The organism is Natronorubrum texcoconense, assembly GCF_900100335.1.
Lineage (GTDB): Archaea > Halobacteriota > Halobacteria > Halobacteriales > Natrialbaceae > Natronorubrum > Natronorubrum texcoconense.
The window spans coordinates 245,086-264,640 of the sequence record NZ_FNFE01000003.1; the positions used below are offsets into that span (position 1 = coordinate 245,086).

Here is a 19,555-nt window from a genome sequence, read left to right on the forward strand (position 1 = left end):
TATTAATATAATCAGTAATGTGCGGGTGCGTCTCTACTCACGAGCCAGCGCGAATCACCAACGGCCGTGACATCCTCGACGGCCAGCGGTTTGTATCACCGATCGACACCTGGAGCTGGTTCGCCAGTGATGCCTGTCGCCCGATCACAATTTCTCGGTGAGGATGGATTGGGGCGCGATTTCCGCCGAATCGGCCCTCCACGTTAGCACAACTGTTTCGTCCACCGCGTTAGTCGATAATTCGGTTAGTTCTGGGCTAACTGCTCGAGCAGCCGAGGCGTCGATACCGCTTCAATCGCTCGCAATCCGGCCAGAGACCGTTGTTCGACCCGTTCGAAAACTGCGACAGTTTTGGGAGGAATTACCGCGAATATACGTAAGAACCCTCGGTGTGGACCGATGGACGTGACTTCAGACGATTCACACAGTCGGAGGGTTGGAAGACGATCGTATCTACGAGGAACTCTCATCGGGCTCGGGACGCTATCGGTCACCGGTGTTGCGGCCGCGGACCAGTCAGACGAGCAGTGCTTTATCGAGGAGTCGAACGAAACCGAAGAACGGGATGAAACGGAGGACCAGGAGGAGACCGAGGAGTTGGACGAAACCGAAGACCAAGAGGAGATCGAGGAGCAGTACGAGACTGTTATCGACGTCGTCGAAGCGGGTGCGGATCCCGAGGGGAACGAATCGATCACGGCCGTGTTACGGGAGGTCGTCGATGACGATACGCTCCTCACGTTCCCGGCGGGGCGATACTATATGGACGAGCAACTGCGGTTTACCGGGTTCGAGAACGTCGGGTTCGTCGGCGAGAACGCGACGCTGGTTCCGGCGCCGTACCACGAGTTCGACGGGCCGCAGTATCGCCTGTTCCGACTAGGGACGAGCGACGTCCCCGGCCGCGACCTCCGGTTCGAGGGCTTCGACGTCGATCAGACCGCGGACGAGACGGGGATTCGGGTCATCAACGCCGAAGTCGAAGACGGACTCCTCGTCCGGGATGTCACCGTCCACGGCGTCCACGACAGCGGAACCTGGGGGCCGGGACTGTTCAACGTAACCGACCCCGACGGCGAAGGGGTGGTCACCCGGTTCCGCGCGGAGGACGGTGCCGTCCACGTCGACGAGACGCCGAACGCGGGGAACAGGTGGCGCGGTGCGACCGGCATCATCGTCAACCCGGCACACCGCGGAACGCTCGTCTTCGAGGACTGCAGCCTGGGCGGGTTCCCCGACAACGGACTGTACTCGTCGAACGAGACCGGGCGCGTCGGCATCGACGGCGGCCGGTTCCGAAACAGCGCCACCGCGTCGATCCGACTCAATGGAACGACGGGTGCGATTAGGGACGCGACCGTCGCCGTCGACGACGATCCGCACGACTCGGACGGCCAACACGCGATCCGCCTCGACGGCGGGGATCACTCCCTCGAGAACGTCACCGTCGACGTCCCACAGCCCAACGGCGACGCGATCAGAATCATGAACGACGTCGACAGCGCCTCGATCTCGAGTTCCGAACTCACCGTCGGCGGCCGGCCGAACACCGGAGTTCGGATCGATCCCGCGGCTGGGGCGACGACCCTCGAGGACGTCACGATCGACATCGACGGCAGCGCCAACGCGGTTCGAATACTCGGCGGGGACGCCGAACCGGTCGTCCTCGAGGACGTCCAAATCACCGGCGACGCGGTGGGAACCCGAAATCGTCACGCGATCTTCTGTGAGCGATCCGGCTGCCGGTTCGTCGGTCTCGACGTCGAACAGGTGGGCGGCGACAGCCGGCGCGGCCTCGATCTGCGGGGATCGGACTACGTCGTCGCCGACAGCGAGTTCGTGACGACGCACACGCCGATCGTCGTCAACGGCGGGGACGACGTCACGATCGAGAACACCGTCGCGCGCTCCGTCGACGACGGGTACTCCCTCCGCATCACCGGTGATTCCGGGACCGTCGGTCTCGAGGGTAACGAGTTCCCCGACGGCGTTCGAGACGATCGGTGATGGTGGCCTGAATCGCCGACGCACGCTGTTCCGAGTTGGTACGTTGCAGTCCGGTTCGGTTCCGCTCTCGAGCGACACGCGGTTGAAGGGAGGCGAATATATCGATCGGGAGACAGTGACTGTGTCGTTGACACTCATTTTTAGCTGCTATTCGAGGATAATCGCATCCATACACGCCTGTTTGATTATGTAAACGCCGAGGAATTGGACACGCTTTTATAGAAGAACAATGGCGTTTGAACAAGTAGTTTCATGGAGCCAGAACCACGCCTCAATGCTACCGCCGGGAGTAGCTCACCGACCAGCGTCCACCACGATTTCTCGGGGAGCCAAACGGCTTCTCTCGCCGTTATCGAGACCGTTGCGGCCGTATCGAGGATGGATCCGATCGAGCTCCCACCTCTCTACGACGTCATCAATCCGGACGCGCTCAACACCCTTTTCGAACCCCACGAGCGTCGAACCGACTCCGAGCTTCGCATCGAGTTTTCGTACAACGGATTCGATATCGTCGTTCGCGAGGGTCCGGAGGTTGTCGTTCGACTCGAGGACTGAATAGTTCCCGGTAGGTACTATAGAGGTCCCGCTTCTCGCGTAAGTGCCTGAAACAGAATCGCGGGCCGGGCGCGATTATGAACTACGCCCAGAAATGCTCGTGGTTCGAGAGAGCTATGCTCTCTCGTCATCACGAAACGGCGAAGCCGTTTCGAACGACTTCGCTGCGCCTTTCTGGTCTACTTCAAATCGCGCGAGCCGCTCTGCTCCTCGCGTGATTGCTCGGAGCAAAAGCGGGCCGGGCGCGATTATGAACACACGGTCGATCGCTTCCTCGCTCACTCCGTTCAGGAGACTGCGCTCTCCCTGCGTTCAAATCGCGCCGGTTCCGTTACCTGTCGCTCACGAAGGTGTTCGCGACAGGAAAGCGGGCCGGGCGCGATTTGAACACGCGACCGTCTGATTAAGAGTCAGACGCTCTCCCTAACTGAGCTACCGGCCCTGTACCTGCGACTTTTTCGTGGGCAGGGATATACGTTTCCCTTAGACGGCGTTGTGGCAGGCGTAACCATACGTCAACCGACTCACAGCGTACGTACCCGCCGTACGACGGCGTTCCGACACGAACGCACATTCGCTACGTAACAATCTTCGGGAGCGTTAAGTGCGGTCGGTCCGACCACACGTTCAATGAGTACGGGGGTTACGATCTCGTCGATCTCTGACTACGCGATCTTGGGCTGTGGGAGCGTCGGCTACGCCGTCGCGGAGGAACTCGTCGAACAGGGCAAGGACGTCCTGATCATCGACCGCGACGAGAGCCGCGTCGAATCGCTCCGCGATCAGGACTTAGACGCCCGTACGGCCGACATCCGCGAGCCGGAAACCGCCGACCTCGTCGCCGACCGTGACGTCGTCCTCATCCTCGCCTCCGATGTCGAATCCAACAAACAGGCCGTCGAACACGTCCGCGCCGTCGACGACACCCAGTTCCTCGTCGCCCGCGCGAGCGATCCCGTCTCCGGCGACGAACTGGAGGAGCTCGGCGCCGACATCGTCATCAACCCCTCTTCGGTGATCGCCGAGTCCGCGCTTCGGGCCCTCGAGTCCGGCGAACTCGAGTACAACGCGGGGAAACTCGCCCAGCTGTTAGAGCAGACCTCCGAGCGGCTGGCGATCGTCACGCAGGACAGTCCGGACCCGGACTCGATTGCGAGCGCAGCGGCCTTACAGGCCATCGCTTCCCATCTCGGCATCGAGTCGGACATCATCTATCTGGGTGACGTCGGTCACCAGGAGAACCGCGCGTTCGTCAACCTGCTGGGTATCGATCTGGTCCAGTGGGACGAGGTCGAGGACCACACGGTGTACGACACCGTCGCGCTGGTCGACCACGCGACGTCCTCCGAGATGGATCTCTCGGTCGACATCATCGTCGACCACCACGAACCCGAGGAGGAGTACGAACCCGAGTTCGTCGACATCCGGCCCAACATGTCCTCCACGTCGACGATCATGACGAAGTACATCCAGGAGTTCGACATGAACGTCTCCGAGGAGGTCGCGACCGCGCTCCTCTACGGCATTCGGGCTGAGACGCTGGATTTCAAACGCGACACTACCCCCGCCGATCTCACCGCCGCGGCCTATCTCTACCCCTTCGCGAACCACGACACGTTAGAGCAGGTCGAGTCGCCGTCGATGTCCCCCGAGACGTTGGACGTTCTCGCCGAAGCGATCACCAACCGGGACGTCCAGGGCAGCCACCTGGTCTCGAACGCCGGACTGGTTCGCGACCGCGAGGCGCTGACCCAGGCCGCCAGCCACCTGCTGGATCTCGAGGGCGTCACGACGACGGCGGTCTTCGGCATCGCCGACGAGACCATCTTCCTCGCCGGCCGCTCGAAGGACATCCGCATCAACATCGGCAAAGTGCTCGAGGACGCCTACGGCGAGATGGGCGAGACCGCGGGCCACTCGACGCAGGCCAGCGCGGAGATTCCGCTGGGCATCTTCACCGGCATCGAAATCTCGGATGATACGCGGGATACGTTGCTCGAGTTGACCGAGGAAGCGGTCAAACGGACGCTGTTCGACGCGATGGGTGTCGAAGGCACCAGCGAAGGGTCGAACGGAAACTGACGAGTCGGTTCCAGTTGCGGTACCCGTTCTCCGATCTCGCATCGTCGACAGCGGACACGAAACGGATGCGAGTCGCTCATCGCGCTATCGACGGGCAACGAACAGTGTGAACCGCGCTTAAGCGATCAGTTCGTCCTCTTCCTCGTCGGGCTGGCGGACGCGCTCGACGACGTCGTTGATCAGAATCACGTCGCCGACGGCGCGAACCCAGCGGTACGGCACGATAACGCCCTGTCCGCCGTGGGCTGTGCTCGTGAATAGTTCGGAGTTCAGGTCGCCGAGTGCGAGTCCGGTGACGGTCTGACCGTCGACGTTCAGGCGGAGATCCTCGACTTCGCCGACGAAGACGCCGTTGTTCGAGTACACCTCGCGTCCGACGAGAGAGGTAATTTCTTGCGGAGTGTCGTCCATGTCTGGGTTCATGCGTGGTGGACTCTTTAATCTTGGTCAGACATGACAGTCGTCGGGACGTGCATACGTAAATTCAGAACTGGGTCTTCCCAGAGGCTACCGACTACTGATCCTCGAGAATCGCGTCGACGGCCGTGTGATCGGACAGCAGTTCCTCCATCCGATCGACCGTCTCGGCGTCGCGCGTCCGTCCGCTCCGAACGACGTCTTCGGCCCGCTCGACCGTCGTGAGCGTGTCCGTCTGCACCGAGAGGATCGGCAGCCCCTGCTCCGTCGCCTGTCCGATGATCGCGCCGGACGGCCGGTGGCCCCCGGTTAGTATGAGACAGCGGACGCCGGGGGCCTCGAGCGCGGCCGTATGGATTTCGGCGCGATCGCCGCCCGTGATCACGGCCGCGTCTTTCGTCCGCCGGAAGTGACGCAGCGCGCTGTCCGGCCCCATCGCGCCGACGCTGAACCGTTCGACGTAGCCGTCCGTCTCGCCCTCGACGAGCGTCGTCGCGCCGAGTGCCTCCGCTAGCTCGGCGACCGTGACGCCCGACAGCGTCCGTTCGCTCGGCACCGCCCCGAAGACCGGAACGCCCCGGCTCTCGAGGAAGGGAACGACGTCGGTCTCGAGCGGATCGTACGCCGCGTCCGCGACGTCGTTGAAGACGACGCCGGCCAGCCGATCCCCGAAGGCGTCCGCTGCGGCCAGCACGTCGTCAATGTCGCCGGGAACCGCGTACGAGGCGACGAGAACGACGCGAGCGTCCAATAGCTCTGCGATGTCGACATCGGTCAGTTCGACGATCCCACCAATATCGTACTCGCCGCCGCCCTCGAGGAACAGTCGGTCCCGATCGGCCGCGAGCGTCTCGAACGCCTCGACGACGCGGTCGCGGAGTTCCCCGGGATCCTCGCGGCCGCGCATCGCCTGCTCGACGAACGTCGGCGAGTAGACGATCGGCTCCAGATCGTGCATCTCGGCCTCGAGGTCGAGCAGCTCTCGAGCGAGCATCGGATCCTCGTCGAGCGTCTTGCCGACGTTGCTCTGTAGCCGGGTCCCCTTGGGTTTCATGTAGCCGACGCTGTCGCCCTCGCGCTGGGCGATGCGGGCGAGCGCGAGGGTGATCGCCGTCTTGCCGGTGCTCTCCGCGAGCGACGCGACGAGAATCGCGTCGGTGTCCCGCTCGCTCGTGGCATCGTCCGTCGCGGCCGCGGTCGATTCGTCGGCGGCCGTCTCGGGGTCGGTGCCGGTTTCTGGGTCGGTGCCGGTTTCTGGGTCGGTGGGTGGGTCCGTGGGTTCGGTGTCGGTCATGCTTTCTCCGTATCGTCCGTCTCGAGCGTCTCCGCGTCAACGGTCAGTCTGAGATCGATCGCCTGTACGCCGTCCGGCCCCGCCACGAGCGGGTTCACGTCGAGTTCGAGGATCGCCGGGAAGTCAGTTACCAGCTGCGAGAGGCGTTGAATCGTCTCGACGACTCCCTCGACGTCCGCGGGCTCGCGCCCGCGAGCGCCGCGCAACAGCGGTGCGGCTCGAATCTCGTCGACCATCTCTCGGGCCTCGTCCGCCCCGATCGGGGCGACGCGAACCGAGGTGTCCTCCAGGATCTCGACGAAGATGCCCCCGAGCCCGAACAGTAGGAGGGGACCGAACTGCGGATCGCGGTTCACGCCGACGATCGTCTCCGTGGCGGTGTCGAGATCGACCAGTTCCTGGACCTGTACGCCGAGAACGGCCGCGTCGGGCTGGTAGTTGCGCGCTCGAGCGACGAGGTCCTCGTAGGCGTCGTAGACGTCGTCGTCCGCGACGCCGACCTTGACACCCCCGATGTCGGACTTGTGGGAGATATCGGGGCTGACGATCTTCATGACGACGTCGCCCTCGATCGATTCTGCGACCTCGCGCGCCCGCTCCGGATCGTCGACGATCTCGCCGTCGGGCGTCGGAATCCCGTAGGCCTCGAGCAGCTCCATCGACTCGACGCCGAGTCGGTTGTCGTCGCGTCGCGCGGCCCGCGCGAGAATCTCGCGGGCCCGTTCGCGATCGACGTCGAAGTGTTCGGGATCGTCGACAGTCCGCTCGCGAATCTCCCGGAAGCGAGCGAGCGCGTCGAGACCCGAGACGGCTCGCGCGGGATCGAAGTAGTTCGGGATGCCGAACTCCCGGAGGACCTCCTCGGCGGCCCGTGCGCGCTCGCCGCCCATCAGGCAGGTGACGACGGGAGTGTCGTGATCCTCGCGTTTCTCGATCACCGTTTCGGCCAGTTTGTCGTACTTGAGGACGGCGGTCGGCGCGCTGACGACGACCGCGCTGCCGACGTTGGGATCGCCGAGCGCGGTGTCGAGCGCTTCGCCGAATCGTTCGACGTCCGCGTCCCCGATGGCGTCGATCGGATTGTAGACGTTGGCCTCCTCGGGCATCGTCTCGGTTAACGCGGCGATCGTCTCGTCGGTGAACGTCGCCATCTCGAGGCGCGAGTCGCCGACCGCGTCGGTCGTGAGCACGCCGGGTCCGCCGGCGTTCGTCACCACGGCGACGCCGTCGTGTTCGGGTTCGGGGAGTCCCGACAGCGCCCGCGCGTAGTCGAACAGCTCCTGGACGGAGTTAGCCCGAATAACGCCGGCCTGCTCGAGACCGGCCTCGTACGCTCGCTCGCTGCCGGCGATCGCGCCCGTGTGCGAGGATGCCGCCTGTGCCCCGGCGTCCGTCCGGCCCGACTTGACGAGGACGATCGGCGTGTCGTCGGTCACTTCGCGAGCGGCGTCGATGAACTCATCGCCGTCGTCGATCCCCTCGAGGTAGCCGATGATGACGTCGGTGTCCGGATCGTCGCCCCACTCTCGAACGAAGTCCGTCTCGTCGAGGACGGCCTTGTTACCGAGCGAGACGACGTCTTGAAAGCCGATCTCCTGTTCGTTGGCCCAGTCGAGGACGGCGGTGATGAACGCTCCCGACTGGCTCATAAAGGAGATCGACCCCTCGAGTGCGTTCTCGGGGCCGAACGTGGCGTTCATCCCGTTCGGTGTCGACATGATTCCGAGGCTGTTCGGGCCGACGACGTTGAGATCGTACTCGTCGGCGACCGCGCGGAGTTCGCGTTCGCGCGTAGCCCCCTCACCGCCCGTCTCGGAGAAGCCGGCGGTGATGACGACGACGTTCTCCGTTCCGGCCTCGCCGGCGTCCCGCAAGGTTTCGATCACGGCGTCGGGCGGAACCACGACGACCGCCAGATCGACAGCCGGCGCGCTCGACACGTCCGTGTAGCATTCAAGCCCCAACACCGCCTCACGCGTCGGGTTGATCGGCACGACCTCGCCGTCGAACTCGTCGCGCAAGTTCTCGAGGATCGCCCGGCCGACGGCGCCCTCGCGATCGGTGGCACCGACTACGGCGACGGATTGGGGATCGAAGAGTGCGGATAACCGTCCCATCGTTCGACGAATCGATTCCCGAGCGGTTAAAAACCGCCCTTACTCCCGACTACTGGGGACGACTCGAGACGGTTGCGGCGGTAACCCGTTACGGAAACCCGTCTCAGTGCATCGACAGCGACGTCGACCGGTCGGAGACTGCGATCGCGAGCAGGTAGAACGCGATCGCCACGACGATGATCGAGCCACCGGAGGGGAGACTCTGGCTGATCGCGAACGCGAACCCGCACAGCACTGACGCCTGACCGATCAGAATCGAGAGATACAGCGTCTCCCGAAAGCTACTGGCGATCTGGGAAGCGGCTGCGACGGGGATCACGAGCATGCCGGCGACGAGGATCACGCCGAGCACCTGCATAGCGCCGACGACGACGACCGCCGTCATCACCACGAGCAGGGTGTTGTACCCCCTGACGTTGAACTGCGCGACCCGGGCGGCCTGTTCGTCGAACGTGATGAACAGGAGCTGTTTGTACGTGATGGCGACGATCGCGACGACGGCAACGCTCAGGACGGCCATCATTCGGGCGCCGCCGGGCGTAACGACGGCGAGAGTCCCGAAGAGGAAACTCTCGATGTCGATCGTCACCGCAACCGTGCCTCGAGCCCAGCTAATGAGCAACGTCCCGACGGCGAAACTCCCGCTGAGCATGATGGCGATCGGCACGTCGCCGAACGTACTCGTTTGCTCGGTGAGCCACTGGACGGCCAGCGCGCCGATCACGCTCACGATGAGCGCGATGAACAGCAACGAGCCGCCAAACCCGGTGAAGCCGGTGACGAGGATGCCGACCGCGACGCCGGCAAACGCCGTGTGGGCGAGGGTTTCGCCGATCAGTGCCATCTGCCGGTGAACCAGATAGGTGCCGACCAGCGGGGCGACGATACCGATGAGGACGCCGGTCGCGATCGAACGCCACATGAACGGATGTTTGAAGACGTTCGTTCCGAGGTAGTAGTCCATCCACATGCCGACGATCATGAGCTGATCGAAGAGCTGTCCGATCACGGGATCGATCTGGGTCGCCGAGTACAGCGATTCGACGAACGGGTAGCTGTCAGCGTACGGATACAGGCGGAGCCAGTCGAGCGCGATGAAACCGACCATCACCGCCGCCAGCACGCCGACCAGTCCGATGCCGACGAGTTCGAGCGTCCGTACCGGATCGGAGGACGCGACGTGGGCAGAACCACCGGTCTTCGAGACGTCGTGGTCGACGGCGGTGTCTTCAGGTTGGCTCATCGATCAGTGGTGGTGGTGGACGACCGTTCCCGTCGTGCCGTACGCTTCGCTCAGGGCGTCGCTTTCGACGAACGACTCGGTGTCGCCGTGGTGGTACAGTTCCGTATTGATACAGGCGATACGATTCGCACGGTCCGTAACGACGCCGATATCGTGTTCGATCAGCACGATCGTGATCCCGGCGTTGTTCAGCGAATCCAGCAACTGATAGAAGGCGTCTCGAGAGTCGGCGTCGACGCCGACGGTTGGCTCGTCGAGTGCGAGCAGGTCGGCCTCCGAGGCCAGTGCCCGCGCGATGTACGCTCGCTGGCGCTGGCCGCCCGACAGCTGGTTGACTCGACGATCCGCGAGATTCATAATATCGACCGTCTCGAGAGCCTCCTCGGCGATCCGGCGGTCTTCGTCGGTCAGCCTCGAGTGACCGACGTGGGCGAACCGGCCCATCCGGACGCACTCCCGGACGGTAACGGGCATGGTGCCGCCGCGGCTGGTCGCCTGCTGGGAAACGTAGCCGATTCGCTCGCCCTGATCGAAGGAATCGACGGACTGACCGAACAGTTCGATCGAGCCGCTATCGGGCGAGAGCAGGCCGAGCATGAGATGCAAGAGCGTCGTTTTGCCCGAGCCGTTGGGGCCGATCAATCCGAGAAAGTCCCCTTCCTCGATGGTCAAAGAGACGTCATCGACGGCTGTCTGCTCGCCGTAGGCAAACGAGACGTTCTGAATGTCGACGACCGAACTCACTGTGTACTCACTCCGTGCTCAAACGCGAGCGTGCTTAGTTCTTCCAGTTTCAGTTCCATTGGTCTATCAGCTAGTTGCACGGAGGCAGCGTCCGGGTCCGTGACACGCTTCCTCGTTCTCGGCTCGGTCCGCTCACTCCGCATCGAGTGCCTGCCGAAGCGACGGGAGGTTCAACTCCTCCATCTGTTCGATCCAGCCCCAGTCGTCCTCGCTCCACTCCTCGGTCGTTCCCTCGACTGGACTGATCGGTTTCGCGTCGCTGGCTCCGCTCCCCTCCAGTATGAGTTCGGCAGTGTCCGGGAGGTCGCCGTCGGGACTCTCGAACGGATCGTAGAGGATCGTCTCGATACCGTGTTCGTCGACGAGATCGATCGTGTCGGCGACGTCCTCCTCGGTCAGATCAGCGTCGGGAGAGATGCTTACCGGCGTGTGTAGCTCGAAATCGTACCGGTGTTCGAGATACTGGAACGAGTCGTGGCCGGCGAGGATCGCGAGATCCCGGTCCGCGTCCGCGGCCAGTTCCTCGAACTGCTGGTGGATCTCCTCGAGTCGGTCGTTGTAGTCGGCAGCGTTGTCAGCGTACAGGTCGGCGTTGTCCGGATCGATCTCCGCGAGGCCGTCGGCGATAGTCTCGACGATGTCCTGTGCGAGGACGGGGTCGACCCAGACGTGCGGGTCGTACGACTCGGGTGGCTCGGCGTCTTCGACCACGTCGACGCTCATGTTGTCCGCACTCGTGTCCCAGACGACTTCCCCGTCGGCGAGCAGTTCGAAGACGATCCGTGTGCGGCCGGTCTCGTGGCCGCGGAACACGATGTGATCGTCACGGCTCTCGATTGTGAGGACGTCCTCGTTCGCGCCATCGACAACACGAGCGTCGATCTGGAACGGTTCGTCCTCACCGAGCGGGAGGACGCGACCGTCGTCGTCCTCGAAGATACCGTCGATGGCGACGCTGCCGTCGACGGAAATTTCTGGGACTGCACCGTGCCAGTGATCGTTGTGCCAGTAGGCAACTTCCGTCCCCGACGAGCGGTGGTAGACGTCGAATCCACCGACCGAAACATCAGTCGGATCACCGTCGTACTCGTCCGGTTGACGGTCGGCACCGTCGTCTCCCTCGTCTCCCAACGGGAGCAACTGGTTCTCGAGTCCCGCCATCCCGTCGATCAGTTCGACGTGTTCGTAGTCGATCTCGAGGTCGGCGGCGACGTCCTGTGCCCACGCGAACTCGACGGTATCCAGGTAGACGAACGCGCTCGAGTCGGCGATATCGCGCTGGAGGTCGCCCGGGGGCTCCCAGCCGTGTCCCATCTCGCCCGCCGGGACCGGATTCTCGAAGCTCAGTTCGTCGCCGGCGATCTGTTCGGCCCAGTCCTCGAGGGTGAAAAACGCCGCGTATCCCCCATCTGGATTGTCCCCGTTGTCGGGCTCGCTCAAACAGCCAGCGAGCGTGCTGATCGCGAGCGCCCCGGCACTCGTTTGTAGCACCGAACGGCGTGACAGCTTCATACGCGACAGTACGGATGGGTAGGTAAAAGGATTATTATTCCGATACCGGTTGTTAACAATCTGTGGCGAGTAGCTCGGTGTGAACTAGCAAGGGTCGTTGGACGGTCGATTAACTGAGAGCTATCATCGAAAATTCGCGGGCGATGGGATGAACGTAGAAACCCGAGTCCCTGAATCAGCGGTTATCGGTCAACGACGAGATCAGTGGTCGTGGTCGTCGTCGTGGTCGTCGTCGTGGTCGTGGTCGTCGTCGTGGTCGTGGTCGTGGTCGTCGTCGTGATCGTGGTCGTCGTCGTCGTGGTCGTGACCGTCGTCCGGGTCCGTGTACTCTTGCTCGCCGTCACCGACTTCGACCTCGAGCGGATGTCCATCGGGCGTTTCGTAGACGACCTCGCCGTCTTCAACGAGGTGGAAGATGAGATCGCTGAACCCTTCTTCGGTCCCTTCGATGTGTAGGTGATCGCCGTGCGAGTCGATCTCGAGGATGTCGTTTCCGTCTTCTTCGGCCTCGAGTTCGAGGCCATCGCCTAGTTCGATCTCGTGTCCGTCGTCGTCCTCGACGTACGCACCGACCGAGACGTAGTCGCCCTCCGGAACCATCAGCGGACCGTGATCCCAGTGGTCGCCGTGGACGTACGCGATGACGTCTTCATCGTGGTCTCGGTCGAGCAGATGGAACTCCTCGACGTGGAGGTGGCTGTCGTCATCGTCGCCGTTGTCGTCGCCTCCATCATCGTCGCCGTTGTCGTCGTCTCCATCATCGTCGTCGCCACCCAGACAGCCGGCGAGACCAGCAAGTGTGATCGAACCGGACGCTGCGAGCAGCTTTCGGCGAGTTGCCGATCGTGGGTCTACAGTCATGATAGGTATCAACGGAGAATTGCGACTCATTAGTAATGAAGCTGACGATCTTATTAAGGGAGAACAAGCGATCTCGGGAGGATAACATAGCCCCAATAACACAGCCGTTCGCGGCCTCGAGCCCCGAAAACAGGGACGGCTTAGCGTCAGCGAGATGTTGCGTGTTAACTGGTGACGACTGTCGGCTCGGCGTCTGCGAGCCGTCGTAGCTCGTCGGGATCGATGGGGAAGACGGCCTCGGGAGTGCCCGCAGCCGCCCAGACAGTCTCGTGCTCGAGCAACGTTTCGTCGACGACGACCGGAACGGCTCGGTCGTGACAGAACGGTGGAACGCCGCCGATCGACCAGCCGAGTTCGTCTTTGATCTCCCCGGCGTCCGCCATCGAGACGGCGTTGCCGCTGACGTCGAACGCCGCACCGAGTGCGGCCTCGTCGACGCGGTTCGCACCGCTCGTCACCGAGACGACGAGCGAACCGTCGACGTCGAACACGAGCGAACTGGCGATCTGAGCGACGTCACAGCCGACCGCGTCCGCGGCGTCGGCCGCCGTTTTCGTTCCTTCGGGAAACTCCTCGACGTCGGGGTCGAACTCGTACTCGTCGCGCGCACGTTCTGCGAAGGCCGTCGCACGTGGATGCATGGGCTCTTGTTACGATTAGGGCCACAAAAACGTTCACTCGAGCGAGACCGAGAGCCGAACGCCGTTTCGGCGTCGGTACGCCGGCAACTGTCCCGTCTCGTGGTCACGAACGACGTCGAAGACGTCGAATCGGACGACCAGCCGTCCGGGATCGATCGTCGCACGCAGGACCGGCCCGCGACTCGTGACGACGACGTACGGCGGCGCGGCGACCGGCTGCGCTCGCAGTTCGTAGCCCGTCGCGTCGACGACGTCGGCGAGCACGAGCGGTAGCTGCTCGAGCAGACCGGTCGCCTCGAGCGCCCCTCGAAGCCCGTCGACCACCGCGTCGCGGTCGGTCGTGCGAGCGGTGTCCCAGGGGTCGGCGACCTGCGTCGCGCAGTGATCGATCCCGTCGACGATCGCGGCGTGCTCGTCCTGAATCCGGCGTCGAGCGTCTCGGACCGGGTACGACACGGCTACGAGTGCGAGTGGGAGTCACTAAGGTGTCCCGACTCGTCCCGGCTACTCTCGCCGGCGATCGACGGTCCCGATCTTCAGCGTCTGTACGTGTCGTGCCACCGTTCGTAGCGCTCGTCGCCACGCCGGATCGTCCGTCGCCGCTCGTTGGTGCTCCTCGAGTTCGCGTCGGAGTCGTTCGTTCGCCTCCGACAGGTCCCGGTTTTTGGCTTCGAGGTCGTCGACGCGGTCCTCGAGTCGGTACCGACGGTCCCGCTGGGCCTCGAGGTCGAGTTGTATCTGCTTTCGCTCACGCTCGAGGCTGTCTACGCGGTCGGCGAGTCGCTCGCGCTCGCGTTGGTCCTCGTCGACGAACGACTCGCGTTCGGTCGCAGCGATAGACTCCTCGGAGAGATCCATCTCCTCGTCGTCGGTCTCGGACTCTTCCTCGGGGACGAGATAGCCGGTTCCGATCGCGTTGACGACGGCGCCCGAGAGCAGGATGAGGCCGCCGAAGTAGAGCCACGTCAGCAACAGGAGGATGGCACCGACCGCTCCACCACCCGAGTCGGCGGCGAAGGCGACGTACACGCGAAAGAGCGACTGCAGTGCCATCCAGCCGACGGCTGCGACGATGACCCCGGGAATAACCTCGCGTTTGGAGATTCCCTCGATGTCGGGGAAGTAGTAGTACATCGGATAGAACGCGGCCGTGAGCACGATGAGGAGCAAGAGCGACTGCAACAGACCGAACCCGGGAATACTCGGCAGGAACGCGAAGACGATCCCCATGCCGGCCGCCGCGATCAGTGCGCCGCCAATCGCACCGAAGACGAGCAGGGCGTCACGCAGCTGTTCGACGAACGAGTTCTCCCCCGCCGTCCCGTAAATCTCGGAGAACGCCTTGTCCAGTCCCCTGAAGATCTTCAGTGACCCCCAGACGAGGACGACAACCCCGATTATGGTCGAGCCCGCCGTTGCGGGTGAGTCCTCGAGGGACTCCTCGACGAGTAGCTGGCCGCTCTCCGGGAGGGTGCCCTGCGTCGTCTCCGTGACCTGCGTCGCGAACTGTTCGTCCGGGACGAGCGTCACGAGGAAGAAGACGAGCACGAGCAACGGAATCAGCGAGATAAAGGCCTGATAGGCGATGCTCGCGGCCATGAAGGGCACGTTTTTCTCCTGAATACCGTCGACGACCGTCTTTCCGAAGGCGATGCCGTCCCGAACGTCCGTAGACATACGATAGAAACGGCACCGGACCACGATAGCCCGTTGGCTTGCAGCCACCGTGTTCGCTATGACCCCTCAGCTATCGGTCGGGCGGCTCTCCGCGCCGTCCTCCAGAATCGAGTCGACCGCGCCCCGTGTCGGGAGCGCGGTCATCGCCCCCGTGCCGGTCGTCGTCGTCGCCGCGACCGCGTTCGCGAACGCGAGCGTCGCCTCGAGCGATCGGTCGTCGCGCAACCCGGCGATCACGCCCGCGACGAACGCATCGCCGGCGCCGGTCGTATCGACGACGTCGACGTCGAACCCGGGGTGGTCGACGAGACGAAGATCGGTTTCGGCCGTGGTCGACCCCGGATCGACTGTCGGCCACGGCGCACGCGGGGACGACAGCCCGACGGCTCCCTCGCCTCCACGCGTCACGAACACGGTATGCGGGCCGTCTTCCTCCCCACCGTTTTCGAGTACGGCTCGAGCGATTCTCTCGGCTTTCGATACCGACCCGGAACCCGTCGAAACGGATCCGGCGTCGAATCCGAGCCGTTCGAGCTCCTCGACGGTGGCCTTGCAGACGTCGACGTGGGCGAGCGCGTCGCGGCCGACGCGGGCGAAGGTCTCCGCGTCGGGCCACAGCTCCGGCCTGAAGTTCGGATCGAACGAGGTGGTACACCCCGCCGCGGACGCCCGCTCGAGCAGGTCCAGCGTCGCCTCCCGCGACGCGCCGCTCGCGAGGGTGACGCCGCCGGCGTGAACCCATTCGAACTCCGCGAGCGTCGCGTCGTCGACTCGACCGGGCTCGAGGCGCGTGTCCGCGGTTCCGTCGCGATAGAAGCTGAACTCGCGGTCGCCCGTCTCGTCGTGGGTGACAAACGCCAGCGTCGTCTTCGCGTCGGGATCGCGTTCGACGAATCGGGTCGGAAGCCCCGCCTCCGAGAGCGTCGACTCGAGGTAGCGACCGAACGGATCGTCGCCGACGCGGGTCCAAAACTGTGGCGCGTGCTCGAGACGAGCGAGCCCGACGGCGACGTTCGCCGGGGCGCCGCCGGGTCGACGCTCGAAGCCCGGGACGTCCTCGAGCGGTCCCGGTCGTTCGGGCAAGAAATCGATCAGCGTCTCGCCGGCCACGAGTACGTCGTGCGTCATAGCTGCCACTCGCGCAGCCGACAAGTTAGGCGTACCTGTGTCGAGCGATCGCTCTCGAGGAGGAAGCGCTGCAGACGGTCGCAAACGAGAGAGCGAGGAGAGTTCGCAACGCGGTCAGCGGGGACGGCTGACCGGCGAGGTGCGTGGGTGTGGCAGTTCGTGTGCCGCCGGTTAGAGGACGATGCTCTTCTTGCGGAGCATCGCGTGGATGGAGGCGTCGAGCCCCTCGCGGCCGATCCCGGAGTCCTTGTTGCCGCCGAAGGGGATGTCGCCGAGGCCGTGGCTCGGCGCGCCGTTGATGCGGACGGCACCGGCGTCGACGCGGTTCGCGACGTCCATCGCACGGTTGTGATCGCTGGTGAAGACGGCGGCGTCCAGGGCGAGGTCGGAGCCGTTCGCGATCTCGAGCGCTTCCTCCTGGTCCGAGAAGGTCGTGACGACGGCGACGGGGCCGAACTGCTCTTCGTCGACGATGCGGGCGTCGTGGGGGACGTTCGCGAGCAGCGTCGGTTCGAAGAACTGGTTGCCGAGCTCCTCGGGGACGCCCTCGGGTGCGCGGCGTTCGCCACCGCGGACGAGGTCGGCGCCCTTCTCGATGGCGTCTTCGACGAGTTCCTCGACCCAGTCGGCCTGGTCTTCGCTGATGAGCGGCCCGAGGGCGGTGTCCTCGTCGAAGAGGTCGCCGGGCGTCCAGCTATCCATCTCGGCGTCGATTAGCTCGACGAGGTCGTCGTGAACGGATTCGTGGGCGAGCACGCGCGAGACGGCCGAGCAGCGCTGGCCGGCGTACTTGAACGAGCCCTTGGCGCAGTTGCCCGCGACGTCCTCGAGGTCGGCGTCGTCGAAGACGATCGCCGGCGCGTTGCCGCCGAGTTCCATGTGGAGGTTGACCATGCCGCTCTCGCGGGCGACGTGTTTGCCCGCGCCCGAGGAGCCGGTCATTGCGATGGCGTTGACGCGGTCGTCGCCCGACAGCACGTCGCCGATCTCGCTGGCTTCGCCGGGAACGAAGTTGAACGCGCCGTCCGGGATGCCGTCGACGTCGGCGATGACGTCCGCGAGGATCGCGGCCGAGATCGGCGTCTTGCTCGCCGGTTTGAGCAGGACGCTGTTGCCGGCGGCGAGTGCAGGGGCAACCTGTAACGCCGTCGTCGCTAACGGATAGTTGTACGGCGTGATACAGAGCACCGCACCGATCGGCTCGTGTTTGACGATGGCCTGCCAGCCCTCGTGGCCCTCGGTCGAGCCCTCGCGATACTCGCCCTTGCTGACGATGTTTCGAGCCTCTTCGGCCGCGCGGTCGAATCGCTCTGCGGCCTGGCCGACCTCGCCGCGTGCCGAGGAGACCGGTTTGCCGGCCTCGCGGACGATGATCTCCGTCAGTTCCTCCTCGCGCTCGCGAAGCCCGTCAGCGATCTCCTCACACCAGGTTGCGCGCTCGACGACCGACGTCTCGCGCAGTTCCGGTTTGATCTCGTGGGCCGCCTCGAGCGCGGTCTGTGCCGTCGCCGGATCCGCGGCGTCGACCTGGGCGAAGGTGCCGCCGTCGGCGAGATCCGAGACCGTGATGACGTTCTCCATCTCGAGCCACTCCCCGTCGACGTAGATCCGCTCTCTCCGCTGTGCGACTCTCGTTGCCATACGAACGCTTAGGACGCCCACACTAAAAATGTTTACTCACTCTCGAAAAAACTACACTTCGTGTGGTGGTAGCAGCCACCAGTGGCGAGGGCGTGGCACGACCCGAAATATAACGGTGCAACGGGAAACAAAGGTTCCCATTTACGCAAGAAATTTTCTGTCATGGGCAATCTTTAAGTGGAACGCGCGTGTAGTATCGAAATACGATGAGCACCCAGAAGACCGTCCGTCAACAGGCCGACGTCGTCGAGGAGAACGAACTTCGCCTCGATCAGGAGAAGGCCGAACAGATCGTCGAAGCGCTCAACACGGAGCTGGCGAACGCGTACGTGCTGTACCACCAGCTCAAAAAGCACCACTGGGTCGTCGAGGGCGCGGAGTTCCTCCCGCTCCACGAGTTCCTCGAGGAGGCCTACGAAAACGTCGAACACGGCGCTGACGTCATCGCAGAACGCGCACAGGCGCTGGGCGGCGTCCCCGTCTCCGGCCCGACCAACTTAGAACGTCGCGCGACCGTCGAGTTCGAGGGCGAGGACGTCTACGACGTCCGAACGATGTTCCAGAACGACCTCGAAATGTACGGCGACATCATCGAGTCGATGCGTGACAGCATCGAACTCGCGGAGAACCTCGGCGATTACGCCACCACCGAGATTCTGCGCGAGATCCTCGTGACGCTCGAGGAAGACGGTCACCACTTCGAGCACTACCTCGAGGACGACACCCTCGTGCTCGAAGAGGCGACGAAATAGAGCGCCTGACGACGACGGCAGTCCGCTTCGATTCTCGTATTTTTCACCCACCGTGAGCGACGGCCGTCGCTCGCGTTCGTCACGTAACGTCCCGTCGAGTACGGTCGAGAACGTCCCTCAATCCCGGTAGTAAATAATTCCGGCGAGGAGCCCGACGCCGACGAGACCGAGCAGCGGCCGGATCGGGTCGACGTAGGTCGCCAGCCACGACGCGCTGAAGAGCGCGACGAGCACCGCGTTGCAGTGAGGACAGGCGACGGCGACGAAGCCGGTCGCGGCACCGCCGTACGCACAGCCGTCGCCGCCGCAGTCGTCGAGCGTCGCTCGCTGCGTGACGTACGCGCCGACGAGAACGGCCGTCAGCGACAGCAATGCGTAATCGAGTGCGGTTCGGGGAACCATGCGGTCGAACAGCGACGTCTGGAGGAGACCGGTGACGACGCCGGTGAACAGGAAGAATCCGCCCGCAGCCAGAGCGCCCCGCAGGAGCGCCGCCCGAGTGGCCTGCATGATCGTCGGGTTCGAGGGCGGCGTACAAAGCCGCTGTGACTGTGCGTTCGAGACGGAAGTCGGTGGGGATCAGCGAGTAGCGGTCGATCCGAGTCAGCGAGACGAGAGAGAGTCGGCGAGACGAAATCGAGTGCGGTCGCTTCGCTCGGTCCCGAAGCGGTCGTCCAGCAGTGAGACGCGGGAGTCGACGGTCCCGACCGACTCACCGCTCGAGGTCGACGGCGAGATCGGTGGCGATCCAGCCGTCCGTGTTGCCGCGTTCGGTAAAGATGAGTTTGCCGGGGCGGGGCTCGTGACTGCACACGACTGCCGCCGGCTCCTCGTGTTCGTCGGTGTCGGAATCCTGCCTGCGGGCGGGTACGTCCATCAGGTGA

At 64.1% G+C, this 19,555-nt stretch carries 18 protein-coding genes and 1 tRNA gene; 4 read left to right on the forward strand and 15 right to left on the reverse strand.

Annotated elements, in window-relative coordinates; all coding sequences use genetic code 11:
- Positions 1-399 precede the first annotated feature (399 nt).
- Together BLT08_RS11690 and BLT08_RS23615 are read left to right on the forward strand one after the other, a co-directional pair.
- A complete protein-coding gene (locus tag BLT08_RS11690) occupies positions 400-2,007 on the forward strand; it encodes a hypothetical protein (RefSeq protein ID WP_245724203.1) in 1,608 nt (535 codons plus the stop codon).
- A gap of 252 nt (positions 2,008-2,259) precedes the next feature.
- On the forward strand, positions 2,260-2,562 hold the full coding sequence (locus tag BLT08_RS23615) for a DdfA family disk-determining factor (protein WP_090306947.1): 303 nt from the start codon (positions 2,260-2,262) through the stop codon (positions 2,560-2,562).
- Between the two features lie 368 nt (positions 2,563-2,930).
- Here the strand turns inward: BLT08_RS23615 and BLT08_RS11700 are convergent.
- Positions 2,931-3,004: transfer RNA gene (locus BLT08_RS11700), tRNA-Lys, on the reverse strand.
- 188 nt (positions 3,005-3,192) lie between these two features.
- Here BLT08_RS11700 and BLT08_RS11705 point away from each other — a divergent pair.
- The gene (locus tag BLT08_RS11705; RefSeq protein WP_090306951.1) at positions 3,193-4,644 is read left to right on the forward strand and encodes a DHH family phosphoesterase; all 1,452 of its coding nucleotides are present in this window, start codon (positions 3,193-3,195) and stop codon (positions 4,642-4,644) included.
- A 117-nt stretch (positions 4,645-4,761) separates the two neighbouring features.
- On the opposite strand, the gene BLT08_RS11710 is transcribed toward BLT08_RS11705, so the two are convergent.
- The 12 genes from BLT08_RS11710 to BLT08_RS11765 form a co-directional block, all read right to left on the reverse strand.
- On the reverse strand, positions 4,762-5,055 hold the full coding sequence (locus BLT08_RS11710; RefSeq protein WP_090306954.1) for a PRC-barrel domain-containing protein: 294 nt from the start codon (positions 5,053-5,055) through the stop codon (positions 4,762-4,764).
- Positions 5,056-5,158: 103 nt separating this feature from the next.
- Complete coding sequence (locus tag BLT08_RS11715; protein WP_090306958.1) at positions 5,159-6,355, reverse strand: phosphotransacetylase family protein; 1,197 nt, start codon at positions 6,353-6,355, stop codon at positions 5,159-5,161.
- The gene (locus BLT08_RS11720; RefSeq protein WP_090306961.1) at positions 6,352-8,472 is read right to left on the reverse strand and encodes an acetate--CoA ligase family protein; all 2,121 of its coding nucleotides are present in this window, start codon (positions 8,470-8,472) and stop codon (positions 6,352-6,354) included. Before BLT08_RS11720 ends, BLT08_RS11715 begins: the two co-directional genes overlap by 4 nt.
- A 103-nt stretch (positions 8,473-8,575) precedes the next feature.
- Positions 8,576-9,715, reverse strand: coding sequence for a metal ABC transporter permease (locus BLT08_RS11725; RefSeq protein WP_090306963.1), 1,140 nt, complete (start codon positions 9,713-9,715; stop codon positions 8,576-8,578).
- Positions 9,716-9,718: 3 nt separating this feature from the next.
- On the reverse strand, positions 9,719-10,459 hold the full coding sequence (locus BLT08_RS11730) for a metal ABC transporter ATP-binding protein (RefSeq protein ID WP_090306966.1): 741 nt from the start codon (positions 10,457-10,459) through the stop codon (positions 9,719-9,721).
- A 132-nt stretch (positions 10,460-10,591) separates the two neighbouring features.
- On the reverse strand, positions 10,592-11,971 hold the full coding sequence (locus tag BLT08_RS11735) for a metal ABC transporter substrate-binding protein (protein ID WP_090306969.1): 1,380 nt from the start codon (positions 11,969-11,971) through the stop codon (positions 10,592-10,594).
- A gap of 201 nt (positions 11,972-12,172) precedes the next feature.
- Complete coding sequence (locus tag BLT08_RS11740) at positions 12,173-12,832, reverse strand: hypothetical protein (protein ID WP_090306973.1); 660 nt, start codon at positions 12,830-12,832, stop codon at positions 12,173-12,175.
- 164 nt (positions 12,833-12,996) lie between these two features.
- On the reverse strand, positions 12,997-13,473 hold the full coding sequence (locus tag BLT08_RS11745) for a YbaK/EbsC family protein (protein WP_090306975.1): 477 nt from the start codon (positions 13,471-13,473) through the stop codon (positions 12,997-12,999).
- A 33-nt stretch (positions 13,474-13,506) separates the two neighbouring features.
- A complete protein-coding gene (locus BLT08_RS11750; RefSeq protein ID WP_090306978.1) occupies positions 13,507-13,929 on the reverse strand; it encodes a DUF7988 family protein in 423 nt (140 codons plus the stop codon).
- A gap of 48 nt (positions 13,930-13,977) precedes the next feature.
- Entirely contained in the window at positions 13,978-15,150 is a 1,173-nt protein-coding gene (locus BLT08_RS11755; protein WP_090306981.1) for a YihY/virulence factor BrkB family protein, read from the reverse strand.
- Between the two features lie 66 nt (positions 15,151-15,216).
- Positions 15,217-16,278 (reverse strand): carbohydrate kinase family protein, encoded by a 1,062-nt coding sequence (locus BLT08_RS11760; RefSeq protein WP_090306985.1) that lies wholly within the window; start codon positions 16,276-16,278, stop codon positions 15,217-15,219.
- A 171-nt stretch (positions 16,279-16,449) separates the two neighbouring features.
- Entirely contained in the window at positions 16,450-17,919 is a 1,470-nt protein-coding gene (locus BLT08_RS11765; RefSeq protein ID WP_090306988.1) for an aldehyde dehydrogenase family protein, read from the reverse strand.
- Between the two features lie 206 nt (positions 17,920-18,125).
- Here BLT08_RS11765 and dpsA point away from each other — a divergent pair, with 206 nt between their 5' ends.
- Entirely contained in the window at positions 18,126-18,671 is a 546-nt protein-coding gene (gene dpsA / locus BLT08_RS11770; protein WP_090306991.1) for a DNA starvation/stationary phase protection protein DpsA, read from the forward strand.
- Between the two features lie 117 nt (positions 18,672-18,788).
- Here the strand turns inward: dpsA and BLT08_RS11775 are convergent, their stop codons facing one another.
- Together BLT08_RS11775 and BLT08_RS23000 are read right to left on the reverse strand one after the other, a co-directional pair.
- Positions 18,789-19,181, reverse strand: coding sequence for a hypothetical protein (locus BLT08_RS11775; RefSeq protein ID WP_090306994.1), 393 nt, complete (start codon positions 19,179-19,181; stop codon positions 18,789-18,791).
- A 202-nt stretch (positions 19,182-19,383) separates the two neighbouring features.
- Positions 19,384-19,548, reverse strand: a complete 165-nt coding sequence (locus BLT08_RS23000) for a hypothetical protein (RefSeq protein ID WP_175529290.1) — start codon at positions 19,546-19,548, stop codon at positions 19,384-19,386.
- Between the last annotated feature and the right edge of the window lie 7 nt (positions 19,549-19,555).

Coding starts and splice junctions, on each gene's coding strand:
- BLT08_RS11690 (WP_245724203.1), top strand. CDS start 400: ATGGACGTGACTTCAGACGATTCACACAGTCGGAGGGTTGGAAGACGA.
- BLT08_RS23615 (WP_090306947.1), top strand. CDS start 2,260: ATGGAGCCAGAACCACGCCTCAATGCTACCGCCGGGAGTAGCTCACCG.
- BLT08_RS11705 (WP_090306951.1), top strand. CDS start 3,193: ATGAGTACGGGGGTTACGATCTCGTCGATCTCTGACTACGCGATCTTG.
- BLT08_RS11710 (WP_090306954.1), bottom strand. CDS start 5,055: ATGGACGACACTCCGCAAGAAATTACCTCTCTCGTCGGACGCGAGGTG.
- BLT08_RS11715 (WP_090306958.1), bottom strand. CDS start 6,355: ATGACCGACACCGAACCCACGGACCCACCCACCGACCCAGAAACCGGC.
- BLT08_RS11720 (WP_090306961.1), bottom strand. CDS start 8,472: ATGGGACGGTTATCCGCACTCTTCGATCCCCAATCCGTCGCCGTAGTC.
- BLT08_RS11725 (WP_090306963.1), bottom strand. CDS start 9,715: ATGAGCCAACCTGAAGACACCGCCGTCGACCACGACGTCTCGAAGACC.
- BLT08_RS11735 (WP_090306969.1), bottom strand. CDS start 11,971: ATGAAGCTGTCACGCCGTTCGGTGCTACAAACGAGTGCCGGGGCGCTC.
- BLT08_RS11740 (WP_090306973.1), bottom strand. CDS start 12,832: ATGACTGTAGACCCACGATCGGCAACTCGCCGAAAGCTGCTCGCAGCG.
- BLT08_RS11745 (WP_090306975.1), bottom strand. CDS start 13,473: ATGCATCCACGTGCGACGGCCTTCGCAGAACGTGCGCGCGACGAGTAC.
- BLT08_RS11755 (WP_090306981.1), bottom strand. CDS start 15,150: ATGTCTACGGACGTTCGGGACGGCATCGCCTTCGGAAAGACGGTCGTC.
- BLT08_RS11760 (WP_090306985.1), bottom strand. CDS start 16,278: ATGACGCACGACGTACTCGTGGCCGGCGAGACGCTGATCGATTTCTTG.
- BLT08_RS11765 (WP_090306988.1), bottom strand. CDS start 17,919: ATGGCAACGAGAGTCGCACAGCGGAGAGAGCGGATCTACGTCGACGGG.
- dpsA (WP_090306991.1), top strand. CDS start 18,126: ATGAGCACCCAGAAGACCGTCCGTCAACAGGCCGACGTCGTCGAGGAG.
- BLT08_RS11775 (WP_090306994.1), bottom strand. CDS start 19,181: ATGCAGGCCACTCGGGCGGCGCTCCTGCGGGGCGCTCTGGCTGCGGGC.
- BLT08_RS23000 (WP_175529290.1), bottom strand. CDS start 19,548: ATGGACGTACCCGCCCGCAGGCAGGATTCCGACACCGACGAACACGAG.